This window comes from Streptomyces inhibens, from assembly GCF_003389455.1.
Taxonomy (GTDB): Bacteria; Actinomycetota; Actinomycetes; order Streptomycetales; family Streptomycetaceae; genus Streptomyces; species Streptomyces inhibens.
In genome coordinates, this window is sequence record NZ_QUAC01000055.1 from 53,535 (window position 1) to 67,571 (window position 14,037).

The 14,037-nt window shown below is 66.2% G+C and carries 10 protein-coding genes and 2 pseudogenes; 6 read left to right on the forward strand and 6 right to left on the reverse strand.

The window, feature by feature from the left end; translation table 11 throughout:
- The first annotated feature begins 45 nt into the window (after positions 1 to 45).
- Positions 46 to 1,050 carry an alpha/beta hydrolase gene (locus DY245_RS08190; protein WP_425329357.1) on the forward strand — a complete coding sequence of 335 codons (1,005 nt, stop codon included), beginning with the start codon at positions 46 to 48 and terminating at the stop codon, positions 1,048 to 1,050.
- A gap of 864 nt (positions 1,051 to 1,914) precedes the next feature.
- Here DY245_RS08190 and DY245_RS08195 read toward each other — a convergent pair.
- A complete protein-coding gene (locus DY245_RS08195; RefSeq protein ID WP_128505057.1) occupies positions 1,915 to 3,168 on the reverse strand; it encodes a YncE family protein in 1,254 nt (417 codons plus the stop codon).
- Between the two features lie 12 nt (positions 3,169 to 3,180).
- On the reverse strand, positions 3,181 to 4,257 hold the full coding sequence (locus DY245_RS08200; protein WP_128505059.1) for a hypothetical protein: 1,077 nt from the start codon (positions 4,255 to 4,257) through the stop codon (positions 3,181 to 3,183).
- A 1,315-nt stretch (positions 4,258 to 5,572) separates the two neighbouring features.
- On the opposite strand from DY245_RS08200, the gene DY245_RS08205 reads away from it, so the two are divergent.
- Positions 5,573 to 5,827: a hypothetical protein gene (locus DY245_RS08205; protein WP_128505061.1), complete on the forward strand. Its 255-nt coding sequence runs from the start codon at positions 5,573 to 5,575 to the stop codon at positions 5,825 to 5,827.
- Between the two features lie 506 nt (positions 5,828 to 6,333).
- On the opposite strand, the pseudogene DY245_RS08210 reads toward DY245_RS08205, so the two are convergent.
- A pseudogene (locus tag DY245_RS08210) lies at positions 6,334 to 7,197 on the reverse strand (IS5 family transposase).
- A 90-nt stretch (positions 7,198 to 7,287) separates the two neighbouring features.
- Positions 7,288 to 7,911 carry a histidine phosphatase family protein gene (locus DY245_RS08215; protein WP_128505063.1) on the reverse strand — a complete coding sequence of 208 codons (624 nt, stop codon included), beginning with the start codon at positions 7,909 to 7,911 and terminating at the stop codon, positions 7,288 to 7,290.
- Between the two features lie 244 nt (positions 7,912 to 8,155).
- Between DY245_RS08215 and DY245_RS45990 the strand changes: the two are divergent.
- Positions 8,156 to 8,383 (forward strand): annotated as a pseudogene (locus tag DY245_RS45990) (NUDIX hydrolase); the annotation flags it as partial.
- 189 nt (positions 8,384 to 8,572) lie between these two features.
- Here the strand turns inward: DY245_RS45990 and DY245_RS08225 are convergent.
- Together DY245_RS08225 and DY245_RS08230 are read right to left on the reverse strand one after the other, a co-directional pair.
- On the reverse strand, positions 8,573 to 9,481 hold the full coding sequence (locus DY245_RS08225) for a hypothetical protein (protein ID WP_128505065.1): 909 nt from the start codon (positions 9,479 to 9,481) through the stop codon (positions 8,573 to 8,575).
- A 530-nt stretch (positions 9,482 to 10,011) separates the two neighbouring features.
- Positions 10,012 to 12,123, reverse strand: coding sequence for a tetratricopeptide repeat protein (locus tag DY245_RS08230; RefSeq protein ID WP_128505067.1), 2,112 nt, complete (start codon positions 12,121 to 12,123; stop codon positions 10,012 to 10,014).
- 125 nt (positions 12,124 to 12,248) lie between these two features.
- Here DY245_RS08230 and DY245_RS08235 point away from each other — a divergent pair, with 125 nt between their 5' ends.
- From DY245_RS08235 to DY245_RS45995, 3 genes are all read left to right on the forward strand, one after another.
- A complete protein-coding gene (locus tag DY245_RS08235) occupies positions 12,249 to 12,938 on the forward strand; it encodes a hypothetical protein (RefSeq protein WP_181923576.1) in 690 nt (229 codons plus the stop codon).
- 163 nt (positions 12,939 to 13,101) lie between these two features.
- Positions 13,102 to 13,233: a hypothetical protein gene (locus DY245_RS47480; RefSeq protein WP_280524955.1), complete on the forward strand. Its 132-nt coding sequence runs from the start codon at positions 13,102 to 13,104 to the stop codon at positions 13,231 to 13,233.
- 286 nt (positions 13,234 to 13,519) lie between these two features.
- Positions 13,520 to 13,993, forward strand: a complete 474-nt coding sequence (locus tag DY245_RS45995; RefSeq protein ID WP_244942911.1) for a hypothetical protein — start codon at positions 13,520 to 13,522, stop codon at positions 13,991 to 13,993.
- Positions 13,994 to 14,037: the final 44 nt, after the last annotated feature.

Consider the following 14,037-nt stretch of genomic DNA (forward strand, 5'->3'; position numbering starts at 1 on the left):
GCAGCAAGCGAACCGTTCGTGCAACTTCCCGACCAGGAGGTCATATTGAGCGAGCACCTCTCCACCCGCAGGAGTGTCCTGAAGGCCGTCGGCGGAATCTCCGCGGCGATGGCTCTTGGCGGCGCGGGCGTCCTTGCGACGGCGTCGCCGGCCAGTGCAGCCAGTGCGGCCGACGACGGCTTCGGGCTGACCATCAAGGACCGCAACGAGGCCGACCCCCGCATGTGGTACTACCGGTTCGCGACCGACGCGATCGAATGGGACCCCGCCGTCAACGTCCTGCTCCCTGACGACTACCACACCAGCGGACGCACCTACCCTGTCCTCTACCTGTTCCACGGCGGCGGTACCGACCAGGACTTCATGACCTGGGACCGGCTGCCGGAGGGCGGCATCCGCGCCTGGACCGCCGGCAAGCCGATCATCGTCGTGATGCCCGACGGCGGACACGCGGGCTGGTACTCCAACCCGGTCAACTCCAATACCGGCCCCCGGGACTGGGAGACCTTCCATATCGACCAGTTGCTCCGGTGGATCGACGCGAACTTCCGGACGTACGCCGAGTACGACGGCCGCGCCGTCGGCGGGTTCTCGATGGGCGGCTTCGGCGCGCTGAAGTACGCAGCCAAGTACTACGGCCACTTCGCCTCGGTGAGCGCCCACTCCGGCCCGCCCAGCCTGCGCCGCGACCTCAGCGCGGTCGCCCATTGGGCCAACGTGTCCTCCGCGGCCCTGGACCTGGGCGGCGGCACGATCTACGGCGAGCCGTTCGACGAGGCCAGGGTCAGCGCCGACAACCCCATGGAGCACATCGAGAGCTACCGCAACAAGCGGGTCTTCATGGTCGCCGGCACCAGTCCCACCCCGGTCGACCCGTTCGACCTGCTCAACGAGACCGAGGTGCTCGCCGGCCAGCGGGAGTTCCGAGCCGGCCTCGACCAAGCCGGCATCCCGCACGAGTGGCACGAGGAGCCCGGCGGACACTTCATCCGCCCCGAGATGGCCATCCGCGACCTCGACGGCATCATCGCCCGACTCCGTCAGGCGTAGAGCCGGCCACGCACAGACGCATGGCCACGCCCTCCGGGGCGGGCAGACGGACGAGAGCGGGGGTGCCCCCGACAGCGCCGGCAGCAGCCCACTCGGCATCGACCGAGACGGAACACGACGAAGGCCCCGGCCGGTTTCCCGGTCGGGGCCTTCGTTCAGCCCGGTGAGGCTGGGCGGAGGATACGAGATTCGAACTCGTGAGGGGTTGCCCCCCAACACGCTTTCCAAATGTTCGTCCGGGGGTTCAGGGACGGGCGGGGGCGTCCTGACCTTCGGCGGAGCGGGCGCTGGGAGGGCTCGTGAACGGTGCTGGACGCCCGTGAATGCAACCAAAACTGCAACCACGAACCACGGTGTTCTGCCTGTTCAGGGCGGGTTTCGGGCCTCAGCCCCAGGCGCTGTTTCAGCCTGTCACGGGCATCGGTGGCGTGGCGGTCAGCCCCCCGGTGACATGCGGACGCGATCGGCGTCCTTCCGCTGACCAGGGTCTTAACGCCGGAGCGGGTGACGGGAATCGAACCCGCGCTCTGAGCTTGGGAATCAGGGGGCTTTCCGGTGCTCAATGTTGTTCTGACCAGCGGATACGCTGCAACGGGGGCGGGATTTCCGGCTGCATCTCTGCCCCTTGTTGACCGTTGTTTACCGGTCTACCTGGCACGGTGGTCTGCGCAGCCCTGGCAGGGCGCGTCGTGCGAGCAGTGGGGCATTGGTTGGTGTCGAGGGCGCTGCCGTCGGCAGGTGCGGATTGCCTGCGTGAACGGATGCTTCTGTGGTGTGGAGTCCGTGTCCGCGTTCTGGAGCGCGGGATGACGATGTGCGGGGCGGTCTGCAGGGTCAGGGGCCCTACGTGGCAGACCGCAGCGCTCAATCCGTCGACCGCTGTGTCTGCGGAGCCGGGCTGAGCAGGGTGCTGTGGTGGAAGCCGAGTCGTGGGTCCTCCCACCAGGGAAGCCCATCGACGTACTCCTGGAGTTCCGGCATCGCCACGCGAAGGCGGACGGTGTTCGACGGGTAGTCGTAGACGGTGATGGTGTTGAGTCCGCGATTGGCGGTGAACAGAAGCGACTGGTCGGCGGAGAGCTGGCATGCGTACACCGAATCGAGCAGGGTTCCGCGCGATACGCGCAGCGCGGCGAGGAAGTGGCGGCTGCTCGCCGTCGGCGATCCCCGTGTCAGAGCGTCGGTGATCTGCCGTAGGGACTGGCGTCCGGCGCGGAGTTGATCGGCCATTCCGGGCCGTTCGTCGATGATGCGGAACGAGGAGAAGTTCTCCAGGTCGATCATCACGATGGTGCCGCTGCCGCCGTTGCAGTAGATCAGCTCGCCGTCGGACATGCAGACATCGGAGTTGATGTGGGCCGGGGTCTCCTGGCCGGAGGCCCAATGTCGCAGCACCTCTCCGGTCCTTGCATCGATTTCGAAGACGTATTCCTTGAAATACGCCATTGCCCATTCGTGCCAGTCCCGTCCGTCCTGGGGAAGGACCCGGAACGACAGGGCATAGAAGCGGTCGTCGCGAGGGTGGCAGGCCACGTGCCAGCAGGTGGCGGGCAGTTGCACGCGACGGCGGGTCCGTTTCTCCAAGTCGAAGATGCCCACTTCGCGCGCCTCGCCGCGCAGGGGATGATCCATGCCGCCGTACACGACGTAGCGGCCGGAGGCGGTGGTCTTCATTGCATGGGGCAGCAGCACGCCGTGCGGGCCCAGGCGCTCGGGCCTGGTCGGCCGCCTCAGATCGAACTGCCACAGGTGCTCGCCGATGGCCGCCACGGCCTGCGTCGCGTCCAGCCAGACCAGATGCGTGGTGCCTTTGATCGAAGTGTCGGTCGGCTCGAAGCGCAGCGTGGAGACGCGCTCGACCTCGGCCAGCGTCGAGGTGTCGTAGAACATCAGGTGCTGACCGGTGTTACCGAGGAAGCCGACCGCCCGGTCAGGGCTGACACTGACCGCATGGCCGCCCGCCACACCGTCGTAGTACTCGATCTTGTACGCGTATCGCTCGGTGCGCGGGTCGTAATGGAAGACGCACACGCCGGCACGGCCTTCCAGCCCGTTGAGCCCGTTCCCGTCCAGCGCGATGTGGAACGCGTACGGATAGTCCCCCGTCGTAGCTGCCAAGAACGGCACCTTTCAGCAGTTCGTGGGTGGCCGGTGCGTGCTACCCGGCACGGCGGTGAGAATGCGGGCCCTCGGCCGGACGGCAGCGAAGTGACGGAATCCATTGGCGTCGACGTGGTCGGGGCAGGCCGCACCCCTCAGCGGCCGCGGGCGGCCCTCGTCCCGCCCTGAGCCGGTTCCTAGCAGGCGTCCCTGGTAGCACGCCTCGAAGTTGTCCAGCGTCGTGGTGAAGAAACGGCGGTAGGCGTCCTCGACGAGCAGGTTCTTCACACCTGGCACACCTGGCCACGCGTCGAAGTCCACCATCCGCAAGAACAGCGGCAGCGTGAACTGCTGATGGGTGCGGATAACGATCTTCGTGCGGGCACCTCCGTCAGCGCGGGCGAAGGTCACCGAACCGTCGTCAAGGACAGCAGAATCGTTGGGACTACGGACCGCACACCAGCTCAGGCACTGGGCGCCGGCTGTACGGCAGATCGACTCCAGCTTGCAGACATCGAGCATGTCGGCGCCGAAGAAGGCCAGGTAGTTCGGCTGCGGCAGGGCGATGCTGCGCTCGGCCTGCCGGATGATCCGGCCCGCCTCGTCCCGGTCGACCGGGACGACACACCCGCCGAGGTAGTCGGCCGTCAGCCGGATGGCCTGGCTGATGTCCACCCGCGAGACGAACTCGTCGTACGGAACGGACACGGTCCGTTCGCAGGCGAAGAGCACAGCACCGTCGGCGTGGCGCCACCGCATCCCGTTCTCATCGGTGGGCAGAGCGTCCAGCAGCGCCTCCAGAGGCTCCAACTGGTCCGCCACGGCGTCGTAGTCCGATGGATCGTATGCGTCCAGGTCGAGTCCCAGCGCCACGTTTCCCAGCGCTACCTTGCCCTGCGCCAGCGCGCCCTTGGCGGAAGAGACCCCGCAGGCTCGGAGTGCAGACTCCGCCATGCCGATGGCCGATAGGCCCCAGGACCGAGTGGCACGCGCGAACGGGTTCTCACCAGCGGCTGGGGCAGCGATCGCGTAGGCGGTGGTGAAGGCCGAGCCGAGGAACGCCGTCAAGGGATCGACGTCTCGCGCGTCATCGGACTCCTGCGTCATGACCGGACGCGGTAAACCGGATGAATCGTTGTCGCCGACTTCGCCAGACATGTCGCCATTACTACCCGAGAACGATCTGCCGGATGCCCGGTGCCGGTGACGACTTCCGCCGTAGGGAAGCGGCTGCCGCCTGACGGTCGGAGTGGTGCTGGCCGAAGCCGTAGTCCACGAGGACCGTGAGATCGATGGTGGTCGCGTCTCGCCGATCTCGACCTTGCCCCGAGGGCGGCGCTGGCGCGCCCACGTGAAGCTGGGCCCGCCGAGCGCCACGACCGCGTCCATGGCAAGAGCCTGGCTGTTGGTGATGAGTACGGCCACACCGCTATCAGGTGTGGGGCGGCTCTGCGGGCGGTGCACTTCCGCGAGATAGGGCACGCGGAGGGCGCGCCGGCCCTCGACAGGTCTGGACAACAACCAAGGCCCAGGCCAGTGCCCGGGACCTCAACTATGGAGCGGGTGACGCGAATCGAACCCGTGCTCTGAGCTTGGGAGTCAATGGCACTTGTGGCTGCCTTTCGCCTCTGACCTGCGTAAACGTGCACTACATGGCAGAGTGCGGAGTGCCGGGTGGTACCCGTATTGACCGTGATTTACCGGCTGTTAGGGCACGGCGCCGGAGCGGGGCACGACGACGGCAAGATCCGCGACTTAGGTCGGCGTGGCTGGCTTTCTCTGCGACTTTGCCGATGACCTGGTGTGCGCAAGCGAAGCACTTTCCAGGGACGCGTGAAGAACAGCTTTCCTATACGTCGGAGCTTGCTGGCAGGATCTATGCCATGGATGCTTCGAGGTCTCTCAACGGCGCAACAGCTGGAGATGAAGTGCTAGTTCGCCCTAGAACGGCGCCACCGCGGTACGCCATGGTCCTCATCTCTCCCCACGGCGTGGCGCACCTGCCCGGCAAGTGCAACCACCATCCCGACAAGAGCCACCGAGAGGCGGGCTGGGGATGGGTGATGGAGCCAGATGAGGGGGTCTGGGAGGGGATCAGCCGCGAAAACCCGCTCCAAGCGACGCACGGCAATGCAGCGTGTGTCGCGAGGGAACGGTGCGGTCACTGCCTCATGTAGGGGTGCGACAGAGCATCGAGACTCGCCTTTCCCGCGTGATCGCGCAGGGCGCCAGGAAACCGAAGCAGAAGTAGCTCACCTGCCGCGCCACCAGCGGCGTTGTCTGCTGAACTCAGGCTCGCTGAATGAGTATTGAGAGGCTAACCGAGGGAGCGGGATCCCGGCGGAGCTCCCAGGTTTCTCGTTCGAGTGATAACAGGGCAACGCGTCGCCACGGGACGTCCCGGCACGCCTAATGTGCCGGGGTGAAGATCGAGTACGAGAGCCTTGGGCTTCCTCTAGGTGAATATCAACTTTCGAGAGCCGATCACCGTCGTCAGCGCGAGGCCGAGGACATAGCCGCATGGGTGGAGCACCATCTCGCTAAGGCGCCTCGCTGGTCTGAGGAGAAGATCCGGGAGATGCTGGAGCTCTTTGAGCTCAGTGCGGTGCCACCCTCGTGGGAGTACATGAGGCGGCGAGTACGGCTCTACTGTGGCCATATTCAAGAGGTCGAGTGACACCGCCGCGAGAGCTGCCCTGATGGGAGGACAACGGACATCCGTTGCTCCCAATGCGCCGAGAATCCTACGGTGATTGTGGTCTTTGAGGTGATCGGGCTTTTGGCTGAGCCGCCGACAGTGCCGCAGATCATGTCTGGGAACACGATGTCGCGCCCTGCTCCCGCTGGTCGTCGGACGAAGGCCGAGCTGGAGGAAGAGAATGCCACCCTCCGGGCAGAAGTCGAGCGTCTATGCCGCGCGCCTGACTGAGTAGATAGCGCTTCCAGCAGCCGCGGTCATCTCAGCGGGTGCCTTTCCAGTAGCCGTCCGGGCGAGGGTGGGCTCACTGGGCGTTCACCGAGCCCGGCTTGCTGGTTGATACCTCAAACCAGACCACCTTTCCGCCATGCCGAGTCGGACGGCCGTGGCCCAGCGGCTGGCCACTGCTTCTGCTAGGAGCAGCTCGCACGTCGCGCTACTGTCCGCCGTGCGGCGTGATGGTCAGCTAGGTTCTGTCTCTTTGGTCAGCGTCGTGCCCAGATGAGGATGGCGGCGAGGTGGAGGGCGGCCTGGTAGGCGATGGCGAGTTTGTCGCATCGCGTGGCCAGGCCGCGCCACTGCTTGAGGCGGTTGATGCAGCGTTCGACAGTGTTCCGCTGCTTATAGGTCTCGGTATCGAAGCCGGGCGGGCGGCCGCCGCGGCGGCCGCGCCGCAGACGGTGCCCGACCTGGTCCGCCGGCTGTGGGATGACCGCGCGCGCGGATTCCCCGTCGGCATAGATGGCTACGGATGGCGCGGGAGGAGTAGGCGCGGTCCGCCAGAACGGCCAAGGGGCGGATCCGGGGCCTTCCTGGACCGGGTCGCGGCACGCGGATGCGCGCCATGATGGTCTCGAAGGCCGGCGCGTCACCGGCCTGGCCTGCGGTGAGGCTGAAGGCCAGGGGCCTTGCATGGCCGTCCGCGGCCAGATGGACCTTGGTGCTCAGCCCGCCGCGTGAGCGTCCAAGTGCGTGGTCAGCGGGCTCTGCTCGGTTTGTCGCCCCCTTTTGAGTGCTCCGGCGGCGTGCTGGTGAGCACGGGCAACGGTGGAGTCCACGGACACGGTCCAGCCGATGTCGCCGTCAGCATCGGCCGAGGCCAGGACAGCAGCGAGGATTCTCTCCCAGGTGCCGTCGACGGCCCATCGGATCAGCCGCTTGTGAGCGGTTCGGAGCGAGCCGAGTTCGTCAGGCAAGTCCCGCCAGGGCGAGCAGGTGCGGTACTTCCACGCGATGGCCTCCAGCGTGCGGCGGTGGTCGGCCCACCGCCTGCCGCGGACCGGATCGGCCGGCATCAGCGGCTCGATCCGGCCCCACGTCTGATCAGTGATCACTAACCGGACAGACACATCCGATCAACTCACCAACGCTCTGAAGGGACACGCTTGTCTCAGCCATCGTCTGGCGCGATCACCCAAGGCATCGGCCTGGCGGCGCATTCAGATGTGCAACTCGGGAGGAAAGCCCGTCCAGCGCAGCTCGGTCGGCAGATGACGCATGTCGTTGGATATGAGGACGGAAGCCGGCCGACTGGGCGCGTAGCGGATGACCGTGAGTGCAGCGTTGCAGTGGTTGAGGCCGAGCCAACGCCACTTCGGCGCATGCATGGCGTCCCGGACGAGCCAGGCGACCAGGAAGTTGTGGGTGACGACCAGTTCATGCCGGTCCTCTTCGCCGTCCACCGGCCCGGTGAACAGATCCAGCGCCTGGCGAGCCAGCCCAGGACCGTGTTCCCGCTCCTCGGCAGTGGCACCAGCGAGAAAGCGGAGATAGAAGTCTGCTGATTGCGCCGGAAGCTCGTCCCTTCCTGGCATGTAGGGCACGTAGTCACCGGCAACTTCCGAGACGTGCAGAGGAACGTTCTTCAGTTGGTCGCCAATCAGGCGTGCGGTCTGCCCTGCCCGCGGCAGCGGACCGTGGTGAACAGCTGCGAAGGGGATGCCCCGGAGGCGTTGGCCGAGCAGCGTGGCCTGCCGACGGCCGTCCTCTGTCAGCCCGCTCTCGTCCGGCGATGCCTCGCCATGCCGGACGAGATAGAGGTAACGAGTGGCCGTGCCGGTCATCTCAAACTCCTCTGCGCCCATTAACGATCTTGCGTACAAATGGACGCTTCATCCTCCAGTGCCGGTTCCCTCTACCCATCAAAGAGGCACGCTCTAGGGGGCGCAGTCGCTGACCAGGATGAGTACGCTCGGACCCGTCAGGCGGAGCCTGAGGGATCGTTCCGGCCTCGTACGTGGGGCAGTGACTTCTTGCGCTGGGCTAGCATGCCGGCGGACGCCGTTAACCGTCAGTTCGAGATCAAGGAAGACCGGACTGAGCGTCTCTGCCGTCAGGCTGCTAGGTGAGCGCGTCCACCCGGCCACGGGCCGACTGATGTCCTACACCGCCTGCGAGGCGGTCGGGGGAACGGCCTATGTCGCGGATGACGAGGAACTGGCCGAGCTTGCCTGAGTGCCCCATGGGGAGATTTCCGAGCACATCCCGTACGGGCTGTTCGAGCCGGTGCAGCAGTATCTGGATGCAGCTCTCGCTGGCTGGGCAGCGGCTCGTTCGCCGATGCGCACTTGCTCAACTCGTTCTGGGGCTTGCGCTTCCCGCCTCGTAGCCGCCAGAAGCGTGGAGTTCTCAGTGTCTGCGCCTCTGGCAGGCCGACGCTGGCGTGCGCCTCCCGAGAGCTTGCACGTGTTGTCTAAGGGGACTGCACTGTTCTGGGACCCGTGTCTACAGCGATTCGAGGTACTCTTCGCCCGCGTCCGTGATCCGCATGCTGTTGTCCGTCATTGAGCGGTTGGCGAAACCGACACGGCGGAGGCCGGTGAAGTGACCGTTCATATCTCTTGTCGGTAGTGCATCGCCCAGCTTGTCAGTGAGCCATGTGGCCTCCGAGTTTTGCAGGCCCCCGATACCGAGAACCTTGGCGAGCTTGAGGGCCCAGAGAAGCTTGTCCCGCTTTTTCTTGACTCGGTGGTAGGGCATGATCCCCTCCATCTCGGAGGGGATCTGGTCAAGATCCGCGAATGCCTCTGGTGTGGGCACTGAGCGAGGCTTCCTCTTTCCGCTTGCTTGCGCCGCGTAACTGGAGCCGTCGCGTTTGGAGCCACGCTTAATCCGAAGGCCATCAAACTTACTTCCAAGGACATCCTTCGCGGCGTCCCCGAGGTAGTGCTCACCCTTGACGCTTCCCTCATGGATCCATCCTGCGCGCACGGCGCGGTCGAACTCTCGAGAAAAGTGCGACGGGATACGCTCGCGCGATCGCTGAAAAAGACGCTTGATGTCACTCTGGGTAAACGTCTCGTGCCCCTCCTCCTGGGTGAGATAGGCGGCGAAGGCGGTCATCTTTTCCGCGATGGTTTTCGCGCCGGAGAACTCCAGGGACTGCCTCGGGCCCTCGACGCGTCGCGGGCGGGGCGCTGCTTCGAGTGCTGGAGCCTCTCGGGGTTCCTCTTCCGCTTCCAAGGGAGCCGATGGGAGGAGGCTAGGAGGCTCGGGGCGTGGGACTGGATGCTCGGTCGCCGCCGGGGAATGCAGCATGCCTATCACTTGGGCAGCTTGGGCGACACTGATGCCCTGCTCGAAGGTGATGCGGCCGCTGAGCGCCAGGTGGACCTCTGTTTGCAAGTTATTCACGCCAGTCACATTACCCCGCAAATCGGACGTGGCAATGGCCTGCCGCGAATTGACCTCTCGCGGCACCGACAGGCGGCACTGCATGACCACGGGAAGGTCAAAGCCTCTAATTCGCGACGCACTAGCTGTAGCCGTCCCTCCCGAGGGAGGCGGCGTCAACAGAGTGTGCAATCTCGATATGGAGCTACGCACCTAACGCTGAGTAGCTGCTCCTTGGGCCCGGTCCCTGTGGTGAGTTGTGATGCACGGGCCCGACCTGGCAGAGCAGGTCGGGCCCGAGTGTGCACGGTCGTGTCTCCTCAGCAGTGCACTCGGTTATGGATCAGCGACGCGGTGCGCGTGGTACCCGCAGCGTTGGCCGACATACGCACGTCTGCACACCTATTTGAATAGGAGTTCGGTAACTGGGTCACCAGGCCCTACAGTCAGTGACTTCTCCCCCAGACGGCTCCCAGGGAAACGGCTGGCTTCGCCACGAACCTGTACGCGTTCATGAAGGCAGCGGTAGAGGCCCGGCCGCTCGCGTTCACTCAGTGCCCCGCGGCGAGCAGGTCGGCCCCCGATAGCTCTCCCAGTGCAGCGGTGATGTTGGTGAGGGGCTCCCGCAAGGCGGACAGGGCGTTGCGCATGTCAGCCGCGTGCTCCCAGCGGCGTTCGTGTTCGACGGCGCTCATGGTGTCCGGCCGTGCGGCTTCGTGGACCTCCAGCGCCGGGTGCCAGGTGCTGAGGAACGGGCGCAATTGGTCGTTGACGAGGCCGGCCACAAGTTGGGGGAGGCGCGAAGCGGAAGCGTTGGCGCCGAGGCGGTGGAGGCCGTCCCGCGCTGCGGTGAAGAGGGAGTGGAGCGAGGTGAGGGCTTCTCTGAGTGAGCCCTGGCCCTCGGCCAGGGGCTGCACTCCGACCCGCAGGGCAAGCTCGACCTGCAGGTCAAAGGCGACTGCCCGCTCCACATCGTTGGAAGAAGTCGGCGACTGGGAACGCACGGGGTACTCCTGTGCCCTCGTCGGAGTGTTTCGGTTCTCCAGGATAGGAGCCGGCCACGATTGCACCAGAGTGTGCAGCAGTGCCTGGCGCAGGTCCTCCTGCCTGGCGACGTCTTCGTCGTGACGGCGGACGGCTCGTGCGACGAGGGGGTGAACGCTCCATGCGCGGGTGTCAGGGGACGAGGGGCGGGCGATGCCTTCACCGATCAGGGTATTGGCCCCCTCGGCCACGCGATGAGCTGCTTCTGCTGGGCGAAGGCCGTCGACCAGTGCCAGGGTCTGCTCTAGCGGGCCTTCACCGAGAGTGGCGGGGTGCACGATGGCGAGTACACGCAGGATGTCGTTGGCTGCGGTACGTGCCTTGATGCTGCGCGGCAGCAGCGTGGAGGAGAGCGGCGCTCGCACGGCCGGCCGCTGAGGGGAAGAAGCACGTTCCCAACGCAGCAGGACATCGGTGCTATTGCTGTGCAGCAGCCGCCGCAGGCGCGACAGATCCTCGTGGAGCATTCGTTCGGCGACAAGGTCAAGCGCCAGGGGATGGCCACCGAGGTCACGAAGGACCTCATCGGCGACCAGACGCTCCGCCGGGCCCGTAGGACGGCGGCGCGAGGTGAGCAGATCGTAGGCATCGGCGTCGGGGAGGGGGCCGAGGTCGAGGGCCTCGGTGGAGGAGCCGTAGTGGCGGGACCGGGTGGTGAGCAGGGTGGCGGTGACCAGGTGGGGGCCGTGCAGCAGGGCCAGCTGTTTTCGGGACAGGCCGTCGGGGACACCATCGAGTACCCACAGGCAGGGCTTATCGCGCTCTCCCAATGCGACGGCCAGGTGACTGAGCAGCGCAGGCAAGGAGCGCGAATGCGCTTCGATGCCGAGCGCTGAAGCCACCGTTCGTACTTGACGGAAATAGCTCTCCAGCGTGCGGTCGGGCGCATGGGAGCCGACGTTGTGCAGGTCGAACCAGAAGATGCCACCGGGGAACGAGGGCGCGAACTGGAGCGCGTACTCCTGGGCGAGCAGCGTTTTCCCGATGCCTGGCATCCCCCGGACTACCGCGGTTCTCCCATGGCCTGCCTGGGAGACCAGAGGGGCACGGTGTCGGTGCAGCGCCGTGTGGAGATGCCACTGTTCAGCCAGCCGGCCCGTGAAGCGGCGGGATCCGGCCGGTATCGGAGCGGGTAGCCATCTCAAGCTCGCCGGACCCGGGGCGCCGCCCAACGGGCCGCTCAAATCCCTGACATAGGACGTGACACGTTCGGCCAGCAGATTCGCGGCAGCTTCGCCCCTGATACCGGGCCAGTGTCGCGCATCGCGCAATTCCAGCGGGTGCACATGGTCGGCGGACTGCTCGGGGTTGATCACCAGGATGCGGCGCCGGGGATCTCCCTCACGCTGCCCGGCCAGGAATGCGTAGGTCAATTCCCACTGGCAGGCACGGCGGCGAGGGTACTCCTGCGAATACAGCGCGAGGAGAGCCTTCGACCTGGCCAGGGCATGGGAGATGGTGGCAGTGATGCCGGCGAAATCTTCGACTGAGGAGTCATCCACGAACACCCGCAGTCCACGGCGACGCAGAGCGGGGACCAGGGGCTCCAGCAGGTCGGCGTCGGACCGGCTGTAGCTGATGAAGACGTCCCAGTCCTCCTCGCCCGTCTGCCGATCCATCCCGTTCCCTTCTCGTTACGTTGGCCCAAGGCAGTCTGCCCGACCGGTGATCCGGTCCAGTATCGTGGCGGGCCGGGCTGGGGCGCGACGTGACGTGGGGGGAATGCGTGCCGAGGAGGAAAGGCATGGGCCGACCGGCGGAGGTGGCCGTCAAGTTCACGGTGCCGTTCGTCGGAGAGATCAGCGGCACGTGGCGCCCGGATGACGCCGAACGGAAAGCGGCCTGGGAGCTGTACGTCGAGTTGATCACCCGTGTGAGCGTGATCGAACTCGGCCCGGCAGAAGGCGTCCTGCGCGAAGCGCTCTCCTCGCACTACACGCTCTTCAACACCACACGCGAAATCCTGCGCCGCTACGGTCCAGACGTTGCGCCCCGTAGCCGGCAAGGCGAGATCACCTTCGGCTCGCTGGCAGTGACGGTCCTCAATGCGGTCGTACGTCCACTTCTGACACGCTGGCACCCCGCTCTCGCCGAACATGAAGCAGCCAGACCGGCCGGCGTAGCCCCTCAGATGCATGAGCAGGGGTGGGAACACGAAGCCGAGCTTCGGGAGCAGCTTCGTGTCTCCCGGCAGGCGTTGGCCGACCTGGCACGCGTGCTGGCTGAAGTCGCAGGTGCTGCAGACCTTTTGACCCCCCGCTCACCCAGGCCACCAAATCAGCGGGGGGGGGGGCGTAGGAAGCGGAGGGCCCCGGTCGCAGGGCAGCGAGGAGCCTGCGTGAGGGGCAGCTACTTCTCGGTTGACCTGGGGCGAACGGTTTCCGGGTCAGCGACTCATGTTCGAGTGAGGCATCCGATGCACGCTGCGTTGTGATCAGGTACTCAGTTCCGTGCCAGGGGCATCACCGGCGACAGAAGACTTCCTGAATGGCCCTCAGGAGCGCGAGCGAAGTCAGGAACTGTTTTTCCGGTCTTCTTCGGCGGGGATACAGTCCGGCCAGGGACCGCAGCACGGGACCACCGGGGGAGGGGCTGGCGTGTTCGAGATCGTGACGGTGGGGGCGCTCACCGCATTCCTCACCGCAGTGGGAAATGGTGCCGCGGGGGAGATGGGCAAGCAGGTGCTTGTGTCCACGGGTGCTCTGGTGAGACGGACACTGGGGGCGTGAGACTCCGTCTCCAGCCAGTCCGATGGGGTGGGAGGTGCTGGCACGGGAGCTGCATGCGCGGCTGGGCCAGGACGGGCGGCAGAATGACGAGTGGGCTCAGCTGCTGCGGAGCATGCCGGAATCCGCGCTGCTATTGCACCCGGGCGCCGGGCTAGCGCCTGCCACTTGAAATTTCACCGATCGCCAGCGGGTACTGAAGCAGCTGACACGAGAAGCGGTCCGGTCGGCAGAGGGACGGCCACGGGTTGCCCTCTTGTACGGGCCGCCCGGAATCGGACCCACCGCGGTGGGTCTGTACTGGGGTGTCGGCCAGCTCGCCCGATACCCCGACGGACAGTTCTACGTCGATCTCCGCAACGCAGCCGCCGAGAACGGACCCGGGCCACCGGCCGTCCTGCTGCGCCTGTTGCTGGAAATGGGGGTCGAGCGGGAACGGATTCCGCCCACGGAGGCCGGGCGGGAAGAGCTGTACCGGCGGCTGACAGCCGGCCGAAGGGCGCTGGTGGTGATTGGCCATGCCTCATCCGTCGCGCAGGTCCGCAATCTCATCCCTGCCACCCCAGAGGTCTTCCTCCTGGTCATCGCGTCCGGACCGCCCTTCGCATTGGAGGCGGAGCACATCGCCGTACCTCGGCTCAAGGACCGGGACGCGGTGAAGATGCTGAGGAAGGTCGCCGGACCGGAGAAGGTCGCTCTCGCCAAGTCCCAGCTGCCGGCGCTCCTGGGCCACCCGGAACCCGATGCTGATCACGGCCGTTGAGCGGGCCGCCGCCGCCGCCGCCGCCGCCGCCGCCGCCGCCGCCG